General features: G+C 62.9%; 21 protein-coding genes. 11 read left to right on the top strand and 10 right to left on the bottom strand.

Annotation, left to right across the window (positions count from 1 at the left end; all coding sequences use genetic code 11):
- Positions 1-17: 17 nt before the first annotated feature.
- A complete protein-coding gene (locus J2X24_RS13740) occupies positions 18-1,244 on the bottom strand; it encodes an RtcB family protein (RefSeq protein WP_209722608.1) in 1,227 nt (408 codons plus the stop codon).
- A 98-nt stretch (positions 1,245-1,342) separates the two neighbouring features.
- Positions 1,343-1,465: a hypothetical protein gene (locus J2X24_RS22765; protein ID WP_281064956.1), complete on the bottom strand. Its 123-nt coding sequence runs from the start codon at positions 1,463-1,465 to the stop codon at positions 1,343-1,345.
- Positions 1,466-1,621: 156 nt separating this feature from the next.
- Between J2X24_RS22765 and J2X24_RS13735 the strand changes: the two genes are divergently transcribed.
- A complete protein-coding gene (locus tag J2X24_RS13735; protein ID WP_209722604.1) occupies positions 1,622-2,902 on the top strand; it encodes a tetratricopeptide repeat protein in 1,281 nt (426 codons plus the stop codon).
- Here the strand turns inward: J2X24_RS13735 and thrB are convergent.
- Positions 2,887-3,858: a homoserine kinase gene (gene thrB, locus J2X24_RS13730; protein ID WP_209722601.1), complete on the bottom strand. Its 972-nt coding sequence runs from the start codon at positions 3,856-3,858 to the stop codon at positions 2,887-2,889. The genes J2X24_RS13735 and thrB overlap by 16 nt on opposite strands.
- 77 nt (positions 3,859-3,935) lie before the next feature.
- Positions 3,936-4,100 (bottom strand): hypothetical protein, encoded by a 165-nt coding sequence (locus tag J2X24_RS13725; protein ID WP_209722599.1) that lies wholly within the window; start codon positions 4,098-4,100, stop codon positions 3,936-3,938.
- Between the two features lie 295 nt (positions 4,101-4,395).
- Between J2X24_RS13725 and J2X24_RS13720 the strand changes: the two genes are divergently transcribed.
- Positions 4,396-5,400: a cysteine synthase A gene (locus J2X24_RS13720; RefSeq protein ID WP_209722596.1), complete on the top strand. Its 1,005-nt coding sequence runs from the start codon at positions 4,396-4,398 to the stop codon at positions 5,398-5,400.
- Positions 5,401-5,638: 238 nt separating this feature from the next.
- Here the strand turns inward: J2X24_RS13720 and gcvA are convergent, their stop codons facing one another.
- Complete coding sequence (gene gcvA, locus J2X24_RS13715) at positions 5,639-6,601, bottom strand: transcriptional regulator GcvA (protein WP_209722593.1); 963 nt, start codon at positions 6,599-6,601, stop codon at positions 5,639-5,641.
- Between the two features lie 83 nt (positions 6,602-6,684).
- On the opposite strand from gcvA, the gene J2X24_RS13710 reads away from it, so the two are divergent.
- A complete protein-coding gene (locus J2X24_RS13710) occupies positions 6,685-7,785 on the top strand; it encodes an NAD(P)/FAD-dependent oxidoreductase (RefSeq protein WP_209722590.1) in 1,101 nt (366 codons plus the stop codon).
- Positions 7,786-7,937: 152 nt separating this feature from the next.
- Here J2X24_RS13710 and J2X24_RS13705 read toward each other — a convergent pair whose 3' ends face one another.
- Entirely contained in the window at positions 7,938-8,357 is a 420-nt protein-coding gene (locus J2X24_RS13705) for a group III truncated hemoglobin (protein WP_209722587.1), read from the bottom strand.
- 76 nt (positions 8,358-8,433) lie between these two features.
- Between J2X24_RS13705 and J2X24_RS13700 the strand changes: the two genes are divergently transcribed.
- The 7 genes from J2X24_RS13700 to J2X24_RS13670 all read left to right on the top strand — a co-directional run bounded on the left by J2X24_RS13700 (position 8,434) and on the right by J2X24_RS13670 (position 13,951).
- Positions 8,434-8,781, top strand: coding sequence for a GFA family protein (locus tag J2X24_RS13700; RefSeq protein ID WP_209722583.1), 348 nt, complete (start codon positions 8,434-8,436; stop codon positions 8,779-8,781).
- A gap of 152 nt (positions 8,782-8,933) precedes the next feature.
- Positions 8,934-9,206, top strand: a complete 273-nt coding sequence (locus J2X24_RS13695) for a hypothetical protein (RefSeq protein WP_209722580.1) — start codon at positions 8,934-8,936, stop codon at positions 9,204-9,206.
- Positions 9,207-9,310: 104 nt separating this feature from the next.
- The gene (gene cysG / locus J2X24_RS13690; RefSeq protein WP_209722576.1) at positions 9,311-10,705 is read left to right on the top strand and encodes a siroheme synthase CysG; all 1,395 of its coding nucleotides are present in this window, start codon (positions 9,311-9,313) and stop codon (positions 10,703-10,705) included.
- The gene (locus J2X24_RS13685) at positions 10,702-11,007 is read left to right on the top strand and encodes a DUF2849 domain-containing protein (RefSeq protein ID WP_209722573.1); all 306 of its coding nucleotides are present in this window, start codon (positions 10,702-10,704) and stop codon (positions 11,005-11,007) included. Before cysG ends, J2X24_RS13685 begins: the two co-directional genes overlap by 4 nt.
- A gap of 36 nt (positions 11,008-11,043) precedes the next feature.
- Positions 11,044-12,684: a nitrite/sulfite reductase gene (locus tag J2X24_RS13680; protein WP_209722762.1), complete on the top strand. Its 1,641-nt coding sequence runs from the start codon at positions 11,044-11,046 to the stop codon at positions 12,682-12,684.
- On the top strand, positions 12,671-13,192 hold the full coding sequence (locus J2X24_RS13675) for a DUF934 domain-containing protein (RefSeq protein WP_209722570.1): 522 nt from the start codon (positions 12,671-12,673) through the stop codon (positions 13,190-13,192). Before J2X24_RS13680 ends, J2X24_RS13675 begins: the two co-directional genes overlap by 14 nt.
- A gap of 12 nt (positions 13,193-13,204) precedes the next feature.
- Positions 13,205-13,951, top strand: a complete 747-nt coding sequence (locus J2X24_RS13670; RefSeq protein WP_209722568.1) for a phosphoadenylyl-sulfate reductase — start codon at positions 13,205-13,207, stop codon at positions 13,949-13,951.
- Positions 13,952-14,227: 276 nt separating this feature from the next.
- Here J2X24_RS13670 and J2X24_RS13665 read toward each other — a convergent pair whose 3' ends face one another.
- On the bottom strand, positions 14,228-14,779 hold the full coding sequence (locus J2X24_RS13665; protein WP_209722565.1) for a lipocalin family protein: 552 nt from the start codon (positions 14,777-14,779) through the stop codon (positions 14,228-14,230).
- A gap of 122 nt (positions 14,780-14,901) precedes the next feature.
- On the opposite strand from J2X24_RS13665, the gene J2X24_RS13660 reads away from it, so the two are divergent.
- Positions 14,902-15,747 carry an aspartyl protease family protein gene (locus J2X24_RS13660; RefSeq protein ID WP_209722562.1) on the top strand — a complete coding sequence of 282 codons (846 nt, stop codon included), beginning with the start codon at positions 14,902-14,904 and terminating at the stop codon, positions 15,745-15,747.
- Between the two features lie 240 nt (positions 15,748-15,987).
- Here the strand turns inward: J2X24_RS13660 and J2X24_RS13655 are convergent, their stop codons facing one another.
- The 3 genes from J2X24_RS13655 to J2X24_RS13645 form a co-directional block, all read right to left on the bottom strand.
- Positions 15,988-17,091, bottom strand: a complete 1,104-nt coding sequence (locus tag J2X24_RS13655) for a helix-turn-helix transcriptional regulator (RefSeq protein ID WP_209722559.1) — start codon at positions 17,089-17,091, stop codon at positions 15,988-15,990.
- Positions 17,092-17,300: 209 nt separating this feature from the next.
- On the bottom strand, positions 17,301-21,809 hold the full coding sequence (gene gltB, locus J2X24_RS13650) for a glutamate synthase large subunit (protein ID WP_209722556.1): 4,509 nt from the start codon (positions 21,807-21,809) through the stop codon (positions 17,301-17,303).
- Positions 21,809-23,278 (bottom strand): NAD(P)-dependent oxidoreductase, encoded by a 1,470-nt coding sequence (locus J2X24_RS13645; protein ID WP_209722553.1) that lies wholly within the window; start codon positions 23,276-23,278, stop codon positions 21,809-21,811. The genes gltB and J2X24_RS13645 overlap by 1 nt, the downstream gene beginning before the upstream one ends.
- Positions 23,279-23,431: the final 153 nt, after the last annotated feature.

Genomic DNA, 23,431 nt, shown 5'->3' with positions numbered 1-23,431 from the left:
TATGCCACCTCTTTCTATTAGCCTTTCACGCAAACGACCTGCTTCAGCGTATGGACGATCTCGACATGGTCGGCCTGGGCTTTCATGACCGCGTCGATGTCCTTGTACGCCGCCGGCGTTTCGTCGATCACCTCGGAGTCCTTCCGGCATTCCACGCCTGCCGTGGCAAGCGCGTGGTCTTCCAGGGTGAACCTGCGCTTGGCTTCCGCCCGGGACATGGCCCGGCCCGCGCCGTGCGAACACGAACACAGGGCCTCGGCCATCGGCTGGCCATCGATCCCCCGCACGATGAACGACCTGGCGCCCATCGAGCCCGGAATGATGCCCAGCGTCTCCGGCGTGATCCGCACGGCGCCCTTCCGGGTCACCAGCACGTCCGAACCGAAGTGCCGTTCGTGCGCCACATAATTGTGGTGGCAGTTCACGGCCTCGCAGTCGCAGGTAAACCGCTTCGGCACGGATACCGAAAGCGCTTCGAGCGCCGCCGTCATCATCAGTTCCCGGTTGGTCCGCGCGAACCGCTGGGCCCACGACACCGCGCCCATATAGTCGCCGAACAGCTCAGAGCCTTCCGGCAGGTAGGCCAGGTCTTCGTCCGGCAGGTTGATGAACCACCGCTTCATCTCGTGCTTGGCGCGCTCGATGAAATAGGAGCCGATCTTGTTGCCGATGCCCCGCGACCCTGAGTGCAGCATGATCCACACGGCATCGTTTTCATCGAGGCAGACCTCGACGAAGTGGTTGCCGGTGCCCAGCGTCCCCAGGTGGTTCTGCGCCCGCTGCGCAGACTGTGAAATCTTCGGATGCTTCTCGACGATCTTTTTCAGCTCGCCGGAAAGCTTCGAAAATTCAGCATTGGCCGCCTCAGTGGCTTCACCCCACGCGCCGCGGTCATTGACACCACCGTTGTCGGTCCGGCCGTGCGGGATCCGCGCTTCGATCGCCGTCCGCAGACCCGACAGATTGTCGGGCAGGTCAGACGCGGTCAGGGTCGTCCGCACCGCCATCATGCCGCAGCCGAGGTCGACGCCGACCGCCGCCGGGATGATCGCGCCTTTGGTCGGGATGACAGAACCTATGGTCGCGCCCATGCCCCAGTGAACGTCGGGCATGATGGCCACGTGCTTATGGATGAAGGGCATGGCGGCGATATTGTCGAGCTGCTTGCGCGCCTGATCCTCGACGGCCACACCGTCGATCCACGCCTTGATCAAGCCCCCACGGGCGCCTTGGAAAACTTGCATGTGTTTTCTCCTTTTCTGCTCGTTTTCGAAATGAAATCAAAAAAGCCCTTTCGACCGGGTCGAAAGGGCTGGATGCGAAACATCGGACGCTAAGGGTCCTATGGTTTTCGGATACAGCCCGGATTGTAATCGGGGGTCTGGCGCAGCAGGCGTGCATCAACGCCGTTCTCTTGCGAGACGGTCGGCTTGCTCATCTGGGTATAGCTGGCTTTCGTAAACATGCGGGCCTTATTTACCATCCGCGATAGCCGGTCAAGCCGGGAAAGTTGCAAACGCAACAGCGTTGCCTAAAAGACGCATAAGCGCATCTCACTATCTGGACTCTGCCTTCCATCCATGCCCGTTTCCAATGGTTAACGGCGAGGGTGGGCTTTACGTTGCACAATATCACAGGATCGATATGCGCGGCCGCGCTTGCCGGGCTGTGGTTGACGGCTTGCCCGGCCCTGGCCGAAAGCGCGCCGGAAGATCTGGTCAGCCGCGCCAATGCCGGCGATGACGCCGCGACTTCCGAACTCGGCGCCTGGCTCTACGGCCGCGAAGACAAGGCCGCCATGCCGTGGTTGAGGAAGGCGATGGCGCATGGTGATGCCGAGGCGACCTATGTGCTGGGCATGATCAAGAGAGATGGTGAACTGGGCGTCGCAGCCGACTGGAACGGTGGCATGAGCCTGCTGCAGCAAGCGGCATTAATGGGCAGCGGCAATGCCATCTATGAACTGAACACCTGCTGCGACACCCCCCAGGCCTACGCGCCGCCGGCCGCCGGCGTCGAGCGCCTGCGCTGGGCCTTGCGCGTCAGGGACGCCAATGGCGAAGATACCCGGCTGGAGGCCGAAATCGCCGCGCTCAACAAGGCCGGTTACGGCGCCGACATCGCCGAATGGCGCGTGGCCTACCTGGAAGACCTGAAGGCCGCCGAAGACGGTGACGCCCGCGCCGCCGAAGCCGTCGCCTACCGCTATCTCACCGGCGAAGGCGTCAGGCCCGACATGGCCAGCGCCGAAAAATGGTTCCAGGCCGTGGCTGACGATGGCGAATACTATCATCAGCTGATCACGGCCCGGCATTACGAGTCCGGCGAACTGGGCGACCAACGCCGCGGCATGGCCGTCATCTACTACACCCGCGCCGCCGGCAGCGTTCGCGCCCGCGCCGAAGCCGGTGACCGCGATGCGCAGGTACAGCTGGCCAGACTCTATGCCGATGACCGGCTGGGCGCCGTCAATACGGCCGCGCAGGCGTTTCAGTGGTACATCCGCGCCGCCGCCTCAGGCGATGTCGAGGCACAGGCGGCGGTCGGCAAGGCGCTGCTCAACGGGCATGGCACGACGCAGGATACAGGCGCAGGGCTCGACTGGCTGACGCGCGCCGCCAACAACAACGGCCATCGCCTGACCGGCGACGACAACGCCCGGGCGGTCTCGGCCTATCAGGTGGACCTGGCTAAGGTCCTGGCCGCCCGAGGCGAACACGCCCAGGCCGACTACTGGCTGCAACTAGGCCTGGACAATCGCGGTGATACCGATGCGGCCGATCATGTGGCGCTTCAGAGGAAGCTGCAGGGCAAGCTCAGCGACGCGCAAAAGCAGGACAATGCCAGCGCCGTGCGCGTCTGGCACGGCCGCTACGACCCGCCGGCTTACGCTTTGAAGTAATCGTGGCCGCCCTTGATCGCGCGGTGATAATCCAGCCGGCGATAAAAGGCTTCCGGATCCTTGGGCTTCACCACCCATGACGGATCGTGGTTGAGCAGGTCATAGAGCCGCGTCAGGGTAAAACGCACCGCCGAGCCGCGCGCGAACAACGGCAAGGCAGCAATCTCGGCTTCGGACAGTGGCCGCACGGCGTGATAGGCCCCGGCAAAGGCGCGGATCATCTCCGGCAAAGGCTGCCCGCCCGGCGTAAAACCCCAGGCATTGAGCGACACCGCCAGGTCATAGGCGTAGAAATCCGTGCAGGCATAGTAGTAGTCGATGACGCCCGTGACTTCGCCATCGTCGCTCATCAGCACATTGTCGGTGAAATAGTCGGCGTGGATGGCGCCCTTAGGTAGCTGGGTCGGCCATTGCCGGGCAAGCCAGTCAAGCTCCTTGCGGAAATCCTCCAGAACGTCCTGGGCGCGTGGTGAGGCCTCGGCCTTCGGCACACACCGCTCGATCAGGCCCGGCCAGGCTTGCGGCCCCATGCTGTTTTCACGGATTTGCGGGAAATCGCCGCCCATCACGTGCAGCATGGCCAGATACTGGCCCGCCGACGCGGCGTGGCGCACATCCGGATTGCGCGGCCAACGGCCCGGCAGCCACTTGATCAGGGCGCACGGCTTGCCGTTGATCTCGCCCAGGGGCTGGCCATCACGCTTGAGCGCAGGCCCCGGCGCCGGATAGCCTTTGCGGTCGAGATAGAGGGTATAGTCCATGAACCACGGCAGGTCGTCCCACGGCGTCGCGGCTTCGAACAGAGTCAGGGCGTAGAGGCCCGTCGTCGTTTCGACCTTGAAATTTGTGTTGGAGACGCCTTCCTCGATGCCTTCGAGGTGGATCAGTTCGCCGATGTCATAGTCACGCAGGTAGGCTCTGGCATCATCCAGCGAAACGGGAGTGAAAACAGCCATTTTGGCGCGGACCTGCATCCATTGGGAAACGTAAGGCGTCTGCTATAGAGCGAGCCTTGCCGTCCGCGCAAGGTCAATCAGGCTTTGCGGGTTTTGGGATTGCCGAGCACAAGTTTCACGAGCGCGCCACCCAGTGTCGAAATCACGAACCTGTTGGCCACGCGGAAGCAAACAACGCCGAAGCGGTCGAGCAGGGACTCGTTTTCCTGCACTATCTTGTTTTTATTATCGTTTTCCGACATGCGAAGCCCTCCCACCATTATATAGTAAACAATCCATCCCGCTCCCAGTCCCGCGAGTATGGATATTATAAAGCTGAGGACGGCCATTAACAACTCCATAACCATGTTGCCCGTCAGCCGCCCTGAAATAACCGTCAGAAAAATAAAAAGGCCATGCGTTTGTCACCGGTTACACGGCGACACGCGGCTCTTGCCGTTACGTGGCAGGACGACTAAATCGCGCCATTAGAATCCATCGCTTGGGCAAACGGCGGCAATTTGTTAGCTAGCCTCACCTTTTTTGAGAACCATTCCCATGTCCGCACCTGTCAATTCCGTCGTCGACCTGATCGGAAACACACCGCTGATCCGCCTGAAGGCGGCATCCGAAGCCACGGGCTGCGACATCTATGGCAAGGCCGAATTCCTTAATCCCGGCCAGTCGATCAAGGATCGCGCCGCACTCTGGATCATCCGCGACCACGAAAAGAACGGCCGTCTCAGGCCCGGCGGGACCATCGTCGAAGGCACGGCCGGCAATACCGGCATCGGCCTGGCCATGGTCGCCAATGCGCTTGGCTACAAGTGCGTCATCGTCATTCCGCGCACCCAGGCGCAGGAAAAGAAGGACGCCATCCGTCAGCTTGGCGCCGAGCTGATCGAAGTCGATGCTGTCCCTTACGCCAATCCGAACAACTATGTCCGTTATTCCGGCACCCTGGCCCAGGAACTGGGCGCGGTATGGGCCAACCAGTTCGACAATGTCGCCAACCGTCAGGCGCACATCGAGGGCACAGGCCCCGAGGTGATGAAGGCGCTCGACGGCAAGCTCGATGCCTTTATCTGCGCGGTCGGTTCGGGCGGTACGCTCGGCGGCATGAGCCTCTACCTGAAGGGCCAGAACCCGGACATCCAGATCGGCCTGGCCGACCCGTTCGGCGCCGCGCTCTACAGCTACTACACAACCGGTGAACTGAAGGCCGAAGGTACTTCGATCACCGAAGGCATCGGCCAGGGCCGCATCACCGCCAACCTGGAAGGCATCCACGTCGACCGCTCCTATCAGGTATCGGACGAAGAATGGCTGCCGGTGCTCTACGACATGATCCAGACGGAAGGGTTGTGCCTGGGCACCTCGTCGGCGCTGAACGTCGTCGGCGCGATGAAGATGGCGAAGGACCTGGGCCCGGGCAAGACGATCGTCACCGTGCTGTGCGACTATGGCAACCGCTATGCGTCGAAGATCTTCAATCCGGCTTTCCTGAAGGACAAGGGCCTGCCGACCCCGCCGTGGTTCCCGGATACGGGGGCCGCTGCGTAAGGTGTCGAGAGTCGCGAAAAGTAACCCCTTCGCTCTCCCCATTCATGGGGAGGGGGGACCATCTGCGGAGCAGATGGTGGGCGGGGCTTTGCGCGATTTGCAAAAGACACAAAACCATCAAGTCATGGCGCTTGCAGCAAACTGTGATGAGCCCCGCCCACCATTGGCTCCGCCAATGGTCCCCCCTCCCCACAGGTGGGGAGGGCGAAGTGAGTTTGCGCCTAATGGGTCTGCGCCTTTAAATATCCTGAGCGGCAAACACGGGGCGCTCCTTGGCGCCGCCCGCCGCCGGCTCGGCATTTCTCGCCTCGGCCCGCAGCCAGTCCATGAAGCGCAACTGGGCCGGGCTGGGCTCGCGCGTCTGCGGCCACACCAGGTAATAACCGAAGTTCAGCGGCGCATCGGCCTCGTCGAACAGGACCATCAAACGCCCGGCCTGGAGATCGGCCTCGGCAATGGTGCGCTTGGCCAGGGCGACGCCACGGCCGGCCACGGCCGCCTCAATGACCATGGACGACTGGTTGAAGCGCGGACCGCGCGACGCATCGACGCCTTCGACACCGTGCGCCTTGAGCCACATGGCCCAGTCCGGGCAGCTGGGGTCGGCTTCGAAGCCGACATCGTGCAGCAGGACGTGGTGACCGAGATCGGCGGGCTTCTTCATCGGCGCGGCTTCGAACAACAGCGGCGAGCACACCGGCACGACGGCTTCGGCCAGCAGGTGCTCGACATGCAATCCGTTATAATGGCCGTTGCCGTAGCGCACGGCCAGGTCGATGTCGGACACGGCGAAGTCAACCGGCTGCATGTCGGCGCTGACCCAGACGTCGATGTCTTCGTTAGCGGCGCTAAACTCGTAGAGACGCGGCATAAGCCACTTGGCGGCGAAGCTGGGCGCGGCGGAAACCGTGACGCGGCCCTTGCTGATGCCGGCCTTCATCAGGCGCGTCGCCTCGAACATCTTCTCGAAGGCTTCCTTGAGGATCAGGGCGGATGCCTTGCCGGCGTCGCTCAGGACCACGCGACGGCCGTCGCGGACGAACAGCTCGACGCCGACATGTTCCTCGAGAAGGCGGATCTGCTGCGACACAGCGCCCGGCGTGACGAACAGTTCTTCGGCCGCCTGCTTGAAACTTTCGTGCCGCGCCGCCGCTTCGAACACGCGAAGCGCCGACAGCGGCGGCAGTCTATCCCTGGACATGCCGTAACCTCTGCTAAATTCAGCGCCCTAATATAGCGCTTTTCAGTTTAACAAAACTATCTATCTGCCTCTGGAGACAAATAATGACCGACGTAAACCCCCTGCACCAAGTCGACGCGCTGGAAGCGGGTCAGACCTGGACAACGGACGTCGTCGTCATCGGCGCCGGACCGGTCGGCCTGTTCAGCGTCTTTGAACTGGGCCTGCTCGACATCAAGGCCCACCTGATCGACATTCTCGACAAGGTCGGCGGTCAGTGCGCTGAGCTGTACCCGGAGAAGCCGATCTACGACATTCCGGCCTGGCCGATCATTTCGGGCGATGACCTGACCAAGCGCCTGCTGGAACAGATCCATCCGTTCGGCGCCAAGTATCACTTGGGCGAAATGGCCGTGGCCGTGCGCAAGATCGAAGAGGGCGAGGAAGACGCGGGCCTGTGGGAAGTGACCACCGACCAGAAGACCGTCGTGCGCGCCAAGGCCATCATCATCGCCGCTGGCGGGGGGTCCTTCCAGCCGAAGAAGCCGCCGATCCCGGGCATCGAAGGCTTTGAAAACATCGGGCCGGGCAAGGGCGTCCACTATGCCGTGCGCAAGATGGATACCTTCCGCGGTAAGAAGATCGTTATTTCGGGCGGCGGCGACTCGGCGCTCGACTGGACGCTGAACCTGCAGCCGATCGCCGAACGCGTCACCCTGATCCACCGCCGCGACGACTTCCGCGCCGCGCCGCACAGCGTCGCCCAGATGCGCCAGTTGGTCGCCGACGGCAAGATGGACCTGATCATCGCGCAAGCCACCGCGCTTAAGGGCGAGACCGGCCACTTCCTCGAGTCGGTACTGATCGAAGATGCCGACGGCAATGAATCGCACATCGAAGCCGACGCCTTCCTGCCCTTCTTCGGCCTGACCATGAAGCTGGGGCCGGTGGCGGAGTTCGGCCTGAACCTGCACGAAAACCTGATCCCGGTGGATACGGAAAAGTTCGAAACCTCGACGCCGGGTATTTTCGCCATCGGCGACATCAACCACTATCCGGGCAAGCTGAAGCTGATCCTGTCGGGCTTCCACGAGGCGGCCTTGATGGCGCAGCAGGCGCACCGCTATGTCCACCCGGACCGCAAGCTGCGCTTCCAGTACACGACGTCGTCGAGCGATCTGCAGAAGAAGCTGGGCGTAAAGTAAAGGGGTTTGGGGCCTGCGGCCCCAAGTCTTCCCTAATCCAAAAGAAAGCCCCGCCCCGTTAAGGGCGAGGGCTTTTCTTTTGGAATAAGAAATATTTGTGGGGTCGCGGACCCCACACCCCATTCGCTTTACGTCAGGCGATCTGAGGCAGCCTAACTTGGCCGGAAGAACAGGCCCAGCTTCAGGCTCTCGCCAATCCGATGGGCGCGAACCATGAAGTATTCGACGGCAGCTTCATTGGGGGCGATATCGCGCAGGGTCTGTTCGAACAGATAGAGCCACTCGCCGAAGTGCGCCGGTTCTATTGAAGGCACGCGCATATGCGCCTGCATCGGCCGGCCGGAATAGCTGCCGGAATGCAGCGCGACCGAAGCCCAGAACTGTTTCAATTTGGCCAGGTGATCCGGCCAGTCGTCGACGGCGCCGTTGAACACCGGCCCCAAACGTTCGTGCACCCGCACACGGGCGTAAAACGCCTCGACCAGCCGATCGATAAAGGCTTCGTCCACGCCGATCGCGGCCGCTTCCCGGCGGATTTTTTCCCTTGCGGCCAATGCCTGTTCTGACGTCATATCCCGATCATAACATGCCGAAACAAACTGTCCCATGCGGCGGCTTGTCCAGGTGGAAAAGAGGAGGAACACGACCATGCTGCATCAGGGAAGCTGCCACTGCGGCAAGATCGCCTTTGAAGTCGAAGGTGATTTCGAAACCGCCATCGACTGCAACTGTTCGCTATGCCGTCGGCGCGGCAGCCTGTTGGCCTTTGTCGGCGTACCGGCCTTTACGCTCAAAACGTCCGAAGCCGATCTTGAGACCTACACCTTCAACTCGCACAAGCTGCAACACCATTTCTGCGGCACCTGCGGCACCGCGCCATTTTCCGAAGGGGTGAAGCCCGATGGCACACCCATGCGCGCCATCAACCTGCGCTGCATTCCCGACATCGACCTCGAGACCTTGAAGATTCGCAAGTGGGACGGCGCCAGCCATTAGTCTGGTCGCGCTTTTACCCCAAAAACCGCTGGACACTTTTTGGAAAGCGCTTGGTGCCCGCTTATCAAAACCCGCGTTCGCCAAGGTTTGCGCGCATTGTTTCCTTATTTCCGCCCTCCTAGCCTCCGACTGTCCGGGCAGGAGCCAGAATCATGCGTCATGAACAGTTTTACCACGGCAACAATATCGCGTTCGAGATCGACGCCGACTTTATCGACGGCGCTGAATGCAGCTGCGCCCTGTGCCGCCCGCACTCCAGCCTCCTGGCCTTCGCCTCGCGCGATGGCCTGACGGTCGACGTCCCGGGCGTCCATGCCCCGCATTTCAACCGCCAGCGCCTGACCCATTCGTTCAGTCATGTTTCGGACGCTGACACCCTGCATATCCGGCCTTTCGGTAGCTGGAATTCCGCCCGGTCAGCGTAAGCCGGATCGCGTTAGCCGCCCTAAACACTGCTGCCACAAACCATCGCTTTATTTCGCGGGTCTGAAACCCTACATTCAGACCTGTCGAAGTAAGAGTCTGAGCGATGTTAGCCCTCCCCCTGTCATGGCCATTGGAAAACCGTCAGGTCGTCCTGATCGGCGAAGGCGCATGGCTGACGCGCAAGCTGAACCTGTTCGCTCGCACGCCGGCGCAACTGACTGTGTTCACCCCTGTCGAAGCGACCCTGATCGAGGCCGAGGCCACCGTGCACACGCGCTGGCCCGACGCTGGCGAACTGAATGACGCCGCCCTGATCGTCGTCGCGTTCGAAGACCGCGCCCTGGCTGAAAAAGGCGCGACGCTTGCCCGCACCTCGCGCGCGCCGCTCAACGTCGTTGACTATCCCGACCTCAGCGACTTCCATTTCCCGGCGATCATCGATCGCGGTCCTTTGAGCATCGGCGTCGCCACCGGCGGTACCGCCCCCGTTCTGGCGCGCGAAACCCGCCGCAAGATAGAAGCCGCCGTACCGCCGTCGGACACGCACATCGCCGAGTTTGCGCTCGCCATCAGCCCGCTGCTGCGCGAGGCCATCACCAACGTCGATGACCGCCGCCGCTTCTGGGAAGACGTACTGCAATCGCCCGCCGCCGAACTGGCGCGTGAAGGCCGCATCGCTGAGGCTGTCGCAGCCGTCAAGGCGACCCAGTACCAAATCGAACGCGCGGGCGTTGTGCACCTCGTCGGCGCCGGTCCCGGCGATCCCGAACTGCTGACACTGAAGGCGCTGCGCCTGCTCTCCGAAGCCGACGTCATCGTCTATGACCGCCTGGTTGGCGCCCAAATCATGGATCTGGCCCGCCGCGACTCTGAGCGCTTCTACGTCGGCAAGGCGCGCTCCAACCACTCGGTCCCGCAGGAGCAGATCCACGACCTGCTGGTCGAACAGGCACGCCTCGGCAAGCGCGTCGTACGCCTGAAGGGCGGCGATCCGTTCGTCTTCGGCCGCGGCGGCGAAGAGGTCGAGGCCTTGCGCCAGGCCGGCATCGAGGTCCACGTCACACCCGGCATTACCGCGGCGCTGGGCTGCGCGGCCTCGGCCGGCGTGCCCCTCACCCACCGCGACCACGCCCAATCGGTCACCTTCGTCACGGGCCACCTCAAGGACGGCGACCACAGCAATCCGCTCCAGCTTGACTGGTCGGCCCTGTCGGCGCCGCACCACACCCTGGTCATCTACATGGGCGTCGCCACGGCCAGCGAGATCGCCGGCAAGCTGATGCATCACGGCCGCATGCCGGACACACCGGTGCTGATCATCGAGAACGGCACGCGCGCCGATGAGCGCCGCACCCTCGCCGATCTCGCAACGCTCGAAGCCATCATCGCGGCCAACCCGCCCCAGGGCCCAGCCCTGCTCATCATCGGCGAGGTCGCCTCGCTTTACGCTCCCGAAGTCGCCGGTCTCATCGAGACCGCTCAACAGGTACACGCATGAAACTGCTCACCGCCAACCGTCTGACCGACGGCCTGACGCTCTGGTATTCCGGCTCGGGCTGGGTCGAGGACGCTGCTGAGGCCACAAAACTCAGCGACGACGACGCCGACGCCCTGCTGATCGAATGGAAGCTGCGCGAAACCGAAGTCGTTGCGCCCTATCTGATCCCGCTGACCGATACCGGCAATCCGGTGCAACGCGAACACGTGCGCGAATTCGTCCGCGCCAACGGCCCGACCATCGGCCAAACCACTGATGCGGTGGCAAAAGAACATGGCCGCACGGCCATCTTTGAGGAATAAGGCATGCCAGCCACTACCCAAGCCCCGACACCTACCATGTATAAGTACGACGCCTTCGACCACGCCTTTGTCCGCGACCGTAACAAGGAATTCGCCGGCCAGGTCGCCCGCCGTCTGGCGGGTGAGATCACCGAAGACCAGTTCAAACCATTGCGCCTGATGAACGGCCTGTACCTGCAACTGCACGCCTACATGCTGCGCATCGCCGTGCCGTACGGCGTCCTGTCGTCGAAGCAGATGCGCAAGTTCGCCCACATCGCGCGCACCTATGACCGCGACTTCGGCCACTTTACCACGCGCCAGAACCTGCAGTTCAACTGGATCAAGCTGGCCGATGCGCCGAAGATTCTGGAAGAACTGGCTGAGGTCGAGATGCACGCCCTGCAAACCTCGGGCAACTGCATCCGCAACACCACGACCGACCAGTTCGCCGGTGCTGCCAGGGACGAAGTCGCCGACCCGCGCCCGTGGGCCGAAGTGATCCGCCAGTGGTCATCCAACCACCCCGAATTCACCTTCCTGCCGCGCAAGTTCAAGATCGCCATCACCGGCGCGACGAAAGACCGCGCCGCTATCCGCGTCCACGACATCGGCCTGCACCTGAAGCCGTCGGGCTTCGACGTCTATGTCGGCGGCGGCATGGGCCGGACCCCGCACGTCGCGCCGGTCATCAAGCGCGACCTGAACCCGGAACAGCTGCTGAGCTATCTTGAGGCCTGCCTGCGCGTCTACAACCGCTATGGCCGCCGCGACAATATCTACAAGGCGCGGATCAAGATCCTCGTTTCCGCTCTGGGCGCCGAAGAGTACGGCCGCCAGGTCGAAGAAGAATGGTCGCGCCTCGACAAGGCCAAGGTCGATGCCCCGGCCGCCGAGGTCAACCGCATCAAGAGCTTCTTCCCGGACCCCGCCTTCGTTGACGGGTTCGACAGCGCGGCGTTTGAGCGCGCCCGGACGGCCGATGCCGGCTTTGCCCGCTGGGTGAAGAACAACACCAACCCGCACAAACGTGACAACCACGTCTCGGTGACGATCTCGCTGAAGCCCACCGGCCTGCCGCCCGGCGATGCGTCGTCGGCGCAGATGGACGTCATGGCCGACGTGGCCGATGCCTATGGTTACGGCGAACTGCGCGTCAGCCATGAGCAGAACATTATCCTGCCGCACGTCGCCAAGAACGACCTCTACACGCTCTATGAAAAGCTCGATGCCGCTGGCCTAGGCACCGCCAATGCCGGCAAGATCACCGATATGATCGCTTGCCCGGGCCTCGACTACTGTTCGCTGGCCAATGCCCGCTCAATCCCGCTGGCCCAGGACATCTCGCAGCGTTTTGAAGACGCCAAGCTGACCGACCAGATCGGTGACCTGCAGATCAAGATTTCGGGCTGCATCAATGCCTGCGGCCACCACCATGTCGGCCACATCGGCATTCTGGGCGTCGACAAGCAGGGTATCGAATTCTACCAAATCCTGCTGGGTGGCCGCGCCGACGAGAAGGCGGCGCTTGGCCAGATCACCGGCAAGGGCCTGTCGGCGGAAGCCGTGCCCGCCGCCATCGAACGCGTTGTGCGCCTGTATCTTGACCTGCGCACAAGCGAAACCGAACGCTTTATCGACACTTTGGAGCGCGTCGGTCGCGACGCCTTCGCGGAGGCCCTGCATGAGCACGCCTAAGGCCAACTCCACCTACGATGCCCAGTTGGTCACCAATGCCGGCGACGTTATTCCCAACGGCTGGCGCCTGCTGGCTGACGACGAGACCCATGGCGTCGACGGTCCGGTCGTACTTGGTTTCGATCGCGCCCTGCGCGAACTCGACGGACTGAACGGACACTACGGCGTCCGCATCAATCCGGGTGACGATGTCCGACTGCTCGAGCCCTTCCTCGACAAGCTGACCGTGATCGAGGTCGCCTTCCCAGGCTTCCGCGACGGCCGGGGCTATTCGACCGCCCGCATCCTGCGCGAAGACCTGGGCTATACCCGCGTTCTTCGCGCCGTCGGCGACGTGCTGCGCGACCAGCTCTTCTACATGCTGCGCTGTGGTTTCGACGAGTTCCTGGTCAAGGACAAGGACCCGGCGGAGGCCGTCACCTCGGCGGCCAAACGCTTTTCAACGACCTACCAGGGGGCGGCCGATTCCGCCCGGCCGGCTTGGGCCCTGCGTCACGCCGGCGTTTAAGGATACAAGACCATGACGGTCCTGATCGACATCGCCCGCGACCTGCAAAGGTCGGAAAACGGCCAGCGCGCCGCCGAACTCAGCGCGCGTTATGAGGATATGACTCCGCAGGAGATCCTGCGCGACGCCATCCGCAACCAGTTCTTCGGCGACATCACCCTGTCATCGTCGTTCGGCGCTGACTCGGCCGTGCTGTTGCACATGGTGTCTGAGATCGATCCCAACCTGCCGGTGCTGTTCCTCGACACCGACCGGCATTTCTTCCAGACCCTGCAATATCGCGACGAGCTGGCAAGCCGCCTGGGCCTGACCAATGTCATCAACCTCAAGGCTGATGAAAAAGAAGCCGCGGACGAAGACGGCAAGGGTACCCTGTGGCGGACCCATCCTGACCAGTGCTGCGACTTGCGCAAGGTGCGGCCGCTGAACAAGGTTATGGAAACCTACGGCGCCTGGATTTCCGGTCGCAAGCGCCACCAGGCCAAGACGCGCGCAAACTTGGCCATCGTCGAATGGGATGGCCGTCATTTCAAGGTCAATCCGCTGGCCAAGTGGACGCAAGCCGATCTCGACGCCTATTTCGCCGAACACGACCTGCCGCCGCATCCGCTGGTGGAACAAGGCTTTCCGTCGATCGGCTGCTTTACCTGCACCAAGCCGGTGGAAAAGGGTGAAGACGCCCGCGCCGGCCGCTGGGCCGGGACCGAGAAGGTCGAATGCGGCATCCACAACCCGATCTATGGCGGCGACGGGATTTAGTTGGTTGATTATTTGTTAATCTGACGGCAGGGTTGCCAAACTCCACGTTTGGTGGAGCAACAACCTGGAGAACGACCTTAAATGGTTTCATATTCTCCCCTGTACAAAGGCTAACCTTTGTCAGGGATTCAAGCCTTTAATGAGTTCATGGCTCACGCTGCCAATTATCTAGAGGTAATCATTCCGGCGGCAATAGCAGTTAAATGGTTACATAAGAAAATTGTAGCGTATTTGCTAAATAGGCAGAGGCAGCCCGTTCCCGGGCTGCCTTTTTTATTAGTGCTTCGTCTCGCGGATCAGCTTGGTGTCGTAACCGAGCTCGGCCACGCGTTTGATCAGTTCATCGCGGAAACCCTGCGACGGATGGGCGTTGCGGCTCAGAATCCACAGATACTTGCCCGACGGCTCACCGACGATCGACCAGGTGTAATCGTCGGCGTGGTCCAGAACCCAGTAGTCGCCAAAATAAAAGGGGCCGAAGAAGGACACCTTCAGCTTGGCGTTGTTGCTGTCCGGCACGACCTTGGCCTTGCCTTCTGATGTCTTGCCCGGCTTGCCGTCGCGCTGACCGCAGGTGTTGAGGATATTGACCTGTCCGTCTTCAGCCAGGCTGTATTCAGCGGTAACACCATCGCAGCCCTTCTCGAAGCGGTTCTCATAGCGGCCCAGTTCGTACCACTTGCCTAGGTAGGACTTGAGATCAACAGGCTTGGCGGGTTGCGGAACGGATGTGTTGCCGACCGGCATGGCGGTGGCGATGTTTGCGGTCACCGCGACGGCAGCGATGGACAACAGGGCGACGGGAATAGCGAAATCGCGCGGTTTCATGGGAGCACTCCAATTAAGTTGGCGAACATGTACGTCGGGCGATAAGGATGCGATCATTGGCCTGCGCTTTCAATGTAACCTCCCTATTGTTCTTTTGCAGCAACGCCTCTTAGCCTCGGGCCATGAAACACGCCTTTGCCGCCCTGCTCGCCGCGCTTTTCCTGATAACCCCCGCCCGTGTCGCCGATATCGAATTGCCCGCCGTTTTTCATGATGGCATGGTCTATCTGAAGGTGTCGGTGAACGGCGCCGAACCGGTGTGGATGAACCTCGACAACGGCACCTCGCCGTCAGCCATCAGCCTCGACTATGCCCGCGGCCTGGGCCTCAAGCTCGACAAGGCGGCCGGCTGGGGCACGGGCATAGGCCACAAGCCGGTCGAGTTCTTCAATACAAAGGCCGACCTGACGGCGGGTGACAGTACACGCCGGATTGACTTCGCCGCCAGCCGGCTGGACGGTATGCTGGGGCCGGACGGAAGGCCGCTCGCCGGTGTCCTGGGGCACAGCTTCCTGGCCGGCCGGATCGTGGTCATCGATTATCCACGAAATCGCGTCTGGTTTACCTCGCGCCTGGAGCCGTGCGGCTGCGACCTGCCCATGGGCGAGGATTTCAATATCCCGACTGTTCCCGTGACCGTGGCCGGGCGTCGCATGACGGCCCTGATCGACAGCGGCGGCATGTATGAGCTGCTGATTACGCCTTCAGGCGTGCGGGCGGCGGGTTTGCAGGCCTATGCCGAGGCCGGCCGGCCGCGCACCAGCTACGGCTATGCGGGCGCGCAAACCGTTCATGTCGGGACCGCACCCGATGTCATCGTGGGAAAGATCCGGCGCGATAATCCTTCGGCTGTGTACGGAGCGTTCGGCACGTCGCCGTTGAAGTCCCAGGCAGCCTTGGGCGCCATGTTTCTCAAGGACTATCGCGTGACGTTGAACTATCAGGCGCGCAAGGTCCGGTTACAGTGAAAAAGTGCGGCATTTATCCCATTTGGGATATGACGGCCGGTGCTTGAACGGCTACGAAAAAAGTCTCCTGGTTCGGTCCGCGCGTTTATCTTCTGCGCAGCGGCCTGAAAGAAAAAGGCGGTCTCTCCCGGGGCCGCCTTTTTTTGCTTTGTTTGATTTCGGGGTGTGGGGTCTGAGACCCCACAAATCTTTCTTTTGAAGTAGGTAAGGCTTGGGGCCACAGGCCCCAAACCCCGACCATCAAGACAAACGCAACGGCGGCAACGACAGCACCGCCGCGGCAATCTGCGTCTGTCGCCGGCAGCCCAGCTTGGCCATGATCGTCTTCAGTTGCACCCGCACGGTCCCTTCAGCGACCTGCCGCTTTTCCGCGATGTCCGCCGGGCTCAGTCCTTCGGCCAGGCTGATGCTGATCTGCGCCTCGGCCTGCGACAGACCGAACAACTGCATCAGATGCCGGTCGAGATCACGCTGCCGCCCGAACGGCCGCTTGACCATGATCAGCGCCCGCCGTTTCACCCCCGGCACCCTGAGCGGCGATACGGTGACGCTCAGCCGCGCCTCGCCGATCGACAGCAGGGACGCCTCCGGAGCTGCCATGTCCGTCGCCCGCGCAATGGCGCGCTTAAGCGCCTCCGCGTCACCGCCTCCGGCACGCAGATGTCCCCGCACCTGGCGCAGGCCCGACGGCCCGCGCAGCAGCTCATCGGCCTGGGCATTGCCATCCAGAACCTTGCCGCCGGCATCGACCTGCAGGATTGCCAGCTCCATGCTGTCGAAGCTGCTGCGCGCCGCGTGCCGGTCGGTCCGCGCCGTCATCAGCTCGCCACGCACCGCCATCATCCGCTTGAGCGCCGTGCTGTACTGGTTGATGTGCGCCACCGCATCCTGGTCGAACACGTCGTGATGACGCCCACGCTGGATGCCCAGTGCACCCACACCGAAGGGCGTGTCGAAGATAATTCCCATGCAACGGAAGGTGTCGTCATCCATCGGCCGGATGAATTCGTTATACATGACGCTGCGCGCAAAGACGTCGTCGGCCACAAGGGTGTTCATGGCGACGGCCCGATTACGGATGCCCGAAGCCAGCCCCGCGCTCATCCACAGATCGTCGCCGGCATAATGCTCGGCATAGGCCTGCATGATCTCATCGGTGAAGTAGCGGCTATGGACCAGAACCTCGGCGCCGCCATGGATGTGCCGCCAGTGCAGCAGCGCCGACCGGCCGCCGGCGGCATGCGCCAATGCCTGCGGCAGCTCGGCGAACGCCTCGTCATCGAGAATCGCTTCGTAGATCAGATCCTGGCTGAGCGGCAGGCCCATCGCACACCTCCGCCGCAATCATGACGTGGCGTAACGGGGATAGCAATACAAGGCGTGATCACGTTTTGCCCGAAAAAAAACGGCCCCGAAGGGCCGCTTTCTCTTAACGCCGTTCGCCATGATGTGGCGAAAATCGTAGGCTTGCGAGAAACGAAGCGGAGCGTACTTGAGTACGTGAGCATCGTATCGCAGCGAGACTGCGGTTTGCAGCCCATCAGGGCGGGCGGCTACGCTATCTTGGCTTGCTTCTGCTGGATCGCCAGTATCTCATTCGGCATGATCTCGACAAAGGCCTTCAGGCTGTTATCCCAGTCGTCGAGCAGGGTCTTGGCCTTGGGCGACAGGGTCTTCTCGTAGTGCTCGGTGATCAGGCCTTTGAGGCCCGCCACATTGGCGTCCGGCACTGAACGCAGCGTGATGCCTTCACCGTTGACGCATGACGCCAGCGCCGCATCCGGGTCGTAGACATAGGCGACGCCACCGGTCATGCCGGCGCCGAAGTTCTGGCCGACCTTGCCCAGGATGACGACCTTGCCGCCGGTCATGTATTCGCAACCGTGCGCGCCGACGCCTTCGATGACGGTGGTCGCACCCGAGTTGCGGACGGCGAAACGCTCACCGACCGAACCGGCGACGAACAGCTTGCCCGAGGTCGCGCCGTAAAGGATGGTGTTGCCGGCCAGCGCCTGGCCTTCATGCCAGACCTTCGGGCGGACGATGATGGTCGCGCCCGACAGGCCCTTGCCGACATAGTCGTTGGCTTCGCCGATCAGGTTGATGGTCAGGCCCTTGACGGCGAACGCGCCGAGCGACTGACCGGCCGAACCACGCAGTTCCAGAGTCAGGTGGCCTTCGTCCAGCGTCGAGCCAAACTGGCGCACCAGATGCGACGACGTCCGCGTGCCGATGGCGCGCATGGTGTTGCGCACATCGTAGGTCAGGGTCATCTTTTCCTTGCGCTGAAGCACGTAGGCCGCATCCTGGACGATCTTGGCGTCCAGCGTGTCGGCCACGGCATTGCGTTCGGTCGGCAGGGTGATGATGGCGTTCTCGTCCATCTCGACCTTGACCAGCAACGGGTTGAGGTCGAGGTCGTCGAGGTGGATGCCGCCGCGCGAAATCTGCTGGAGCAGATCGGTGCGGCCGACCGCCTCCTGAAGCGTGCGCAGGCCCAGGCTCGCCAGGATTTCACGCACCTCGGTGGCGATGAAGGTGAAAAGGTTGATGACCTTTTCCGGCGTGCCGGTGAACTTGGCGCGCAGGCGTTCGTCCTGGACGCAGACGCCGACCGGGCAGGTGTTCGACTGGCATTGGCGGACCATCAGACAGCCGATGGCGACCAGCGAGGCCGTGCCGATACCGAACTCTTCCGCGCCCAGGAGCGCCGCCACGACGATGTCGCGGCCGGTGCGCATGCCGCCGTCCGCACGCAGACGGATCTGGCCGCGCAGGTTATTGAGCGTCAGCACCTGGTGGGCTTCCGACAGGCCCAGTTCGAACGGCAGGCCGGCGAATTTGATCGACGACAGCGGCGAGGCGCCCGTGCCGCCGACCTGACCCGACACCAGGATGGCGTCGGCCTTGGCCTTGGCGACGCCGGCGGCGACCGCGCCGATGCCTGATTGCGACACCAGCTTGACGGTGACGCGGGCGGTCGGGTTGATCTGCTTCAGGTCATAGATCAGCTGCGCCAGGTCTTCGATCGAGTAGATGTCGTGGTGCGGCGGCGGGCTGATCAGGCCAACGCCCGGCGTCGAGTGACGCATGCGGGCGATGAATTCCGTGACCTTGAAGCCCGGAAGCTGACCGCCTTCGCCGGGCTTGGCGCCCTGTGCGACCTTGATCTCGATTTCCTGGCACTGGTTCAGGTATTCCGCGGTGACGCCGAAGCGGCCCGAAGCGATCTGCTTGATGGCCGAGTTCGGGTTGTCGCCGTTCGGACGGCGCTGATAGCGTTCCGGATCCTCACCGCCCTCGCCCGACACCGAACGGGCGCCGATGCGGTTCATGGCGATGTTCAGCGTCTCGTGCGCCTCAGGAGAGAGCGCGCCCAGCGACATGCCCGGCGTGACGAAGCGCTTGCGGATTTCGTTGACGCTTTCGACTTCCTCGATGGCGATCGCCGCCTGCTTGGGCTGGATGGCCAGCAGGTCACGGGGCGAGGTCGGCGCCGTCTTCGACATCTTGGCCACCAGACCCGAATAGGTCTTGAAGGTCTCGTAGTCGTCGCGCGTCGTCGCATCCTGCAGCAGGTGGATCAGTTTCGGCTGATAGTAGTGGGTCTCGCCGGCGGCGCGCAGCTTGTAGAAGCCGCCGATGTGCGGGACCGGACGCTTGGAGGCAAAGGCCTTGGCGTGCAGTTCCGACAGCTTCTGTTCGATGCCCGACAGACCGATGCCCGAGATGCGCGAGGTCACGCCCGGGAAGTATTCGGCGACCAGGGCCCGCGACAGGCCCAACGCTTCGAATTCATAGCCGCCGCGATAGGACGAAATGACCGAAATGCCCTTCTTGGCCAGGATCTTCATCAGGCCGGCTTCGATAGCCTTCTTGTAGTTCAGGAAGGCCTTGTGCTCATCCAGGCCCGGATAGCGGCCCTGCGCCAGGCGTTCCTGCAGCAGTTCCAGCGACAGGTAAGGGTTGATGGCCGTGGCGCCGACACCGACCAGGACGGCGAAGGCGTGCGGATCCATGGCTTCGGACGAGCGCACAACGATCGAGACGAACGAACGCAGGCCCTTCGCGACCAGGCGCGAATGAACGGCGGCGGCCGCCAGGATCATCGGCACGCCGATCTTGTCCGTGCCCAGCTGTTCGTCGGTCAGGACGATCATCGACGCGCCGTCTTCGGCGGCGGCGACGGCTTCGTCCCGCAGGCGCTCCAGCGCACCACGCAGGCCATTGCCGGCGACGTCGCCGTCTTGCGGCAAGGCGAAGGTGGCGTCGAGCGTCGCGACCTTGCCGGCGCTGTCGAAACGGATCATCCGCTCATACATCAGCGTCGTCAGGAAGGGCGATTCGAGCACGAAAACGTTGGTCTGCGCTTCGTCTTCGGCCAGGATGTTGCCGAGGTTCTTGAAGCGCGTGCGCAGCGACATGCCCGAGGCTTCGCGCAACGGGTCGATCGGCGGGTTGGTGACCTGGGCGAAGTTCTGGCGGAAATAGTGCGCCAGCGGACGCCACTGTTCCGACAGCACGGCCAGGGGCGTGTCATCGCCCATCGAGCCGATGGCTTCCTTGCCGTCCTTGACCATGGCATCGAGCACCGTGTCGAGGTCTTCGAGCGTGAAGCCGGCGGCGATCTGGCGGCGCGCCAGCTCTTCGCCGTGCAGGACGCGCGGCTCAGGGCCCGGCGCGATCAAGGGTTCCAGCTCGATGATGTTTTCCAGCCAGGCCTTATAATCGTTCTTCGACGACAGGGCGTCGACGACTTCGTTTTCCTGGTAGAGGCGGCCTTCTTCGAGGTCGACTGCGATCATGCGGCCCGGCGCAATGTGGATGCGGCGGGCAATGCGGTCTTCGGAAACGCCCGTCATGCCGGCTTCGGAGCCAACGATCAACAGGCCGTCATTGGTTTCGGCGACGCGCAAGGGGCGCAGGCCGTTGCGGTCCTTGCCGGCGACAACCCAGCGGCCATCGGTGGCGCAGATAGCGGCCGGACCGTCCCACGGCTCCATGACGGCGTTGCAGTAGGCGTAGAGCGCCTTGTGGGCGTCGGACACGGTCGTGTTCTGGGCGACGGCTTCCGGAATCAGCAGGGCCTTGGCCATCGGCGCCGAACGGCCGGCGCGGACCAGCAGTTCGTAGACATTGTCGAGACCGGCGGAGTCCGAACCACGCGGCTGGATGACCGGCTTCACGTCGCGGTCATTGTCGCCGAAGGTCGCGGCCGCCATGCGGATTTCGTGCGACTTCATCCAGTTGACGTTGCCGCGCAGCGTGTTGATTTCCCCGTTGTGCGCCAGCATGCGGAAGGGCTGAGCCAGACGCCATTCAGGGAAGGTGTTGGTCGAGAAACGCTGGTGGAAGATGGCCACGCTGGAGACAATGCGCGGGTCCTTGAGGTCGAGATAGAAGTCGTCGACCAGCTCGGCGCGGAACATGCCCTTGTAGATCAGGGTCTTGGCCGAGAAGGAGCAGATATAGCAGTCGAGATTGGCTTCATCGACGCGCTTTTCGATGCGGCGGCGGCAGAGGAACATGGCGCGTTCCAGCGCTTCGCCCGACAGGCCTTCCGGCGCGGCCATCATGATCTGCTCGATTTCCGGGCGCGTCGCCGAGGCGCGCTGGCCCAATTGCGACACGTCGACCGGCGGCTGACGCCAGCCGTAGAGGTAGAAGCCCGAGCGCAGAATTTCCGACTCGACGATGGTCCGGGCGGCTTCCTGGGCGCCGAGGTCCGAACGCGGCAGGAAGACCTGTCCGACCAGGACCGGACCCGAGCGCGGGTTGTGACCGATATTGCGGACCTGCTCACGGAAGAAGTCCTGCGGCACGTTGATCATGATGCCGGCGCCGTCGCCCGACTTGCCGTCGGCATCGACCGCACCCCGGTGGAACAGGGCCTTGAGCGCCTTGACGGCCAGTTCGACGACGTCGCGGCGCGGCGTGCCATCGATCGAACAGACGACGCCGACGCCACAGGCGTCGCGTTCCATGGCCGGATCGTAAGCGTTGCCGTCGATCAGGGCCTGACGCTGCGAGAGGTAGTGCTGGTACGAGTCAAACTGGGTCATTATTCGGCAACTCCCGCGAGCTGGGCATCGCCATCGTTGGCGGCAGCAAGCAACTGGGTCTTCAGATAGTGGTGGATGTCGGCAGCGGCGTCCTGGCCTTCACGAACGGCCCAGACGACGAGCGAAGCGCCGCGCACGATGTCGCCAGCGGCGAACACGCCCGGCACCATGGTCTGGAACTCGCCCGCCATAACGCGGATCGTGCCCCAGCGCGTGACTTCGAGGCCTGGCTCGTTGAACATGACCGGCAGGTTTTCCGGCTCGAAGCCGAGCGCTTCGATGATCAGGTCGGCCGGCAGATCGTTTTCGGCACCGTGGATGTCTTCGATGCCCTGGCGGCCCTGCGCGTCCGGCGTCGTCAGACGCATGCGCTGGATCTTGATGCCCTCGACCGTTTCGGCGTCGCCGAGCACGGCCTTGGGCGCCGACAGCCATTCGAAACGCACGCCTTCTTCTTCGGCGTTCGACACTTCGCGGTCGGAGCCCGGCATGTTGGCGCGATCGCGGCGGTAGACGCAGGTGACGGCCTTGGCGCCCTGGCGCGTCGCGGTGCGCACGCAGTCCATGGCGGTATCGCCGCCGCCGACGACCACGACGGTCTTGCCCTTGGCGTTAAGGCGGCCCGAGGTGAAGTCTTCGATCTCGTCACCGAAACCGACCTTGTTGGCGGTGATCAGGTAGTCGAGCGCGGCGACCACACCCTTGGAGCCGCAGCCCGGCACGCTCAGGCGGCGCGCCTTGTAGACGCCGGTGGCGACCAGGATGGCATCGTGCTTGTCACGCAGCTCTTCGAAGGTGACGTCGTTGCCGATATCGCAGTTCATGACGAATTCGACGCCCGACTGGGCCAGGCGGTCGGTGCGGCGGGCGACGACGTGCTTTTCCAGCTTGAACGACGGAATGCCGTAGGTCAAAAGGCCGCCCGGACGGTCGTAGCGGTCATAGATGCTGACCTTGTAGCCGAGCGTGCGCAGGCGGTCGGCGGCGGCGATGCCGGCCGGGCCCGAACCGATGATGCCGATCGACTGGCTGCGTTCGACATCCGGCTGAATAGGCTCAATCCAACCGTTTTCGAACGCCATGTCGTTGATATAGCGCTCGACGCTGCCGATCGTGACGTTTTCCCAGCCGGATTGTTCAAGCACGCAGGAGCCTTCGCACAGGCGGTCCTGCGGACAGATGCGGCCGCAGATTTCCGGCAGGGTCGAGGTCGCCGACGAGATCAGGTAAGCCTCTTCGATCCGGCCTTCGGCCGTCAGGCGCAGCCAGTCGGGGATGTTATTCTGCAACGGGCAGCCGTGCTGGCAGAAGGGTACGCCGCACTGGGCGCAACGCGACGACTGATGCGACGCTTCTGTTGTCTTGAAGTCGGCATAGATCTCGTTGAAGTTTGTGATGCGTGTCTTCGCATCCGTCTTCTGCGGGGTCTTCTTCTTCTCGATCACAAAGCGGTTCGTTTCGCCGGTCATGGCCAACTGCCTTCTTACTTACTTCCGGGTGAAGTCCCGGCGCTATCCACGCGCGTTCCAAAAGCGGAAAAGCCACGCCTGGGAAAGTGAATTCCGTAGTCTCGCCTTTTCACCCCGCCGGTTTTTCCGGTCTGATGGCAAAAATGCCGTTGC

The organism is Asticcacaulis solisilvae (genome assembly GCF_017875235.1).
In the GTDB taxonomy this organism is placed as follows: domain Bacteria; phylum Pseudomonadota; class Alphaproteobacteria; order Caulobacterales; family Caulobacteraceae; genus Asticcacaulis; species Asticcacaulis solisilvae_A.
Note: the sequence above shows the minus strand (reverse complement) of the source record. Positions and strands in the feature narration are given on the sequence as shown.

Bases quoted from the DNA above. Each gene is read 5' to 3' on its own strand.
- J2X24_RS13740 (WP_209722608.1), bottom strand. From the start codon at position 1,244: ATGCAAGTTTTCCAAGGCGCCCGTGGGGGCTTGATCAAGGCGTGGATC.
- J2X24_RS22765 (WP_281064956.1), bottom strand. From the start codon at position 1,465: ATGTTTACGAAAGCCAGCTATACCCAGATGAGCAAGCCGACCGTCTCG.
- thrB (WP_209722601.1), bottom strand. From the start codon at position 3,858: ATGGCTGTTTTCACTCCCGTTTCGCTGGATGATGCCAGAGCCTACCTG.
- J2X24_RS13725 (WP_209722599.1), bottom strand. From the start codon at position 4,100: ATGTCGGAAAACGATAATAAAAACAAGATAGTGCAGGAAAACGAGTCC.
- J2X24_RS13720 (WP_209722596.1), top strand. From the start codon at position 4,396: ATGTCCGCACCTGTCAATTCCGTCGTCGACCTGATCGGAAACACACCG.
- gcvA (WP_209722593.1), bottom strand. From the start codon at position 6,601: ATGTCCAGGGATAGACTGCCGCCGCTGTCGGCGCTTCGCGTGTTCGAA.
- J2X24_RS13710 (WP_209722590.1), top strand. From the start codon at position 6,685: ATGACCGACGTAAACCCCCTGCACCAAGTCGACGCGCTGGAAGCGGGT.
- J2X24_RS13705 (WP_209722587.1), bottom strand. From the start codon at position 8,357: ATGACGTCAGAACAGGCATTGGCCGCAAGGGAAAAAATCCGCCGGGAA.
- J2X24_RS13700 (WP_209722583.1), top strand. From the start codon at position 8,434: ATGCTGCATCAGGGAAGCTGCCACTGCGGCAAGATCGCCTTTGAAGTC.
- J2X24_RS13695 (WP_209722580.1), top strand. From the start codon at position 8,934: ATGCGTCATGAACAGTTTTACCACGGCAACAATATCGCGTTCGAGATC.
- cysG (WP_209722576.1), top strand. From the start codon at position 9,311: ATGTTAGCCCTCCCCCTGTCATGGCCATTGGAAAACCGTCAGGTCGTC.
- J2X24_RS13685 (WP_209722573.1), top strand. From the start codon at position 10,702: ATGAAACTGCTCACCGCCAACCGTCTGACCGACGGCCTGACGCTCTGG.
- J2X24_RS13680 (WP_209722762.1), top strand. From the start codon at position 11,044: ATGTATAAGTACGACGCCTTCGACCACGCCTTTGTCCGCGACCGTAAC.
- J2X24_RS13675 (WP_209722570.1), top strand. From the start codon at position 12,671: ATGAGCACGCCTAAGGCCAACTCCACCTACGATGCCCAGTTGGTCACC.
- J2X24_RS13670 (WP_209722568.1), top strand. From the start codon at position 13,205: ATGACGGTCCTGATCGACATCGCCCGCGACCTGCAAAGGTCGGAAAAC.
- J2X24_RS13665 (WP_209722565.1), bottom strand. From the start codon at position 14,779: ATGAAACCGCGCGATTTCGCTATTCCCGTCGCCCTGTTGTCCATCGCT.
- J2X24_RS13660 (WP_209722562.1), top strand. From the start codon at position 14,902: ATGAAACACGCCTTTGCCGCCCTGCTCGCCGCGCTTTTCCTGATAACC.
- gltB (WP_209722556.1), bottom strand. From the start codon at position 21,809: ATGACCCAGTTTGACTCGTACCAGCACTACCTCTCGCAGCGTCAGGCC.
- J2X24_RS13645 (WP_209722553.1), bottom strand. From the start codon at position 23,278: ATGACCGGCGAAACGAACCGCTTTGTGATCGAGAAGAAGAAGACCCCG.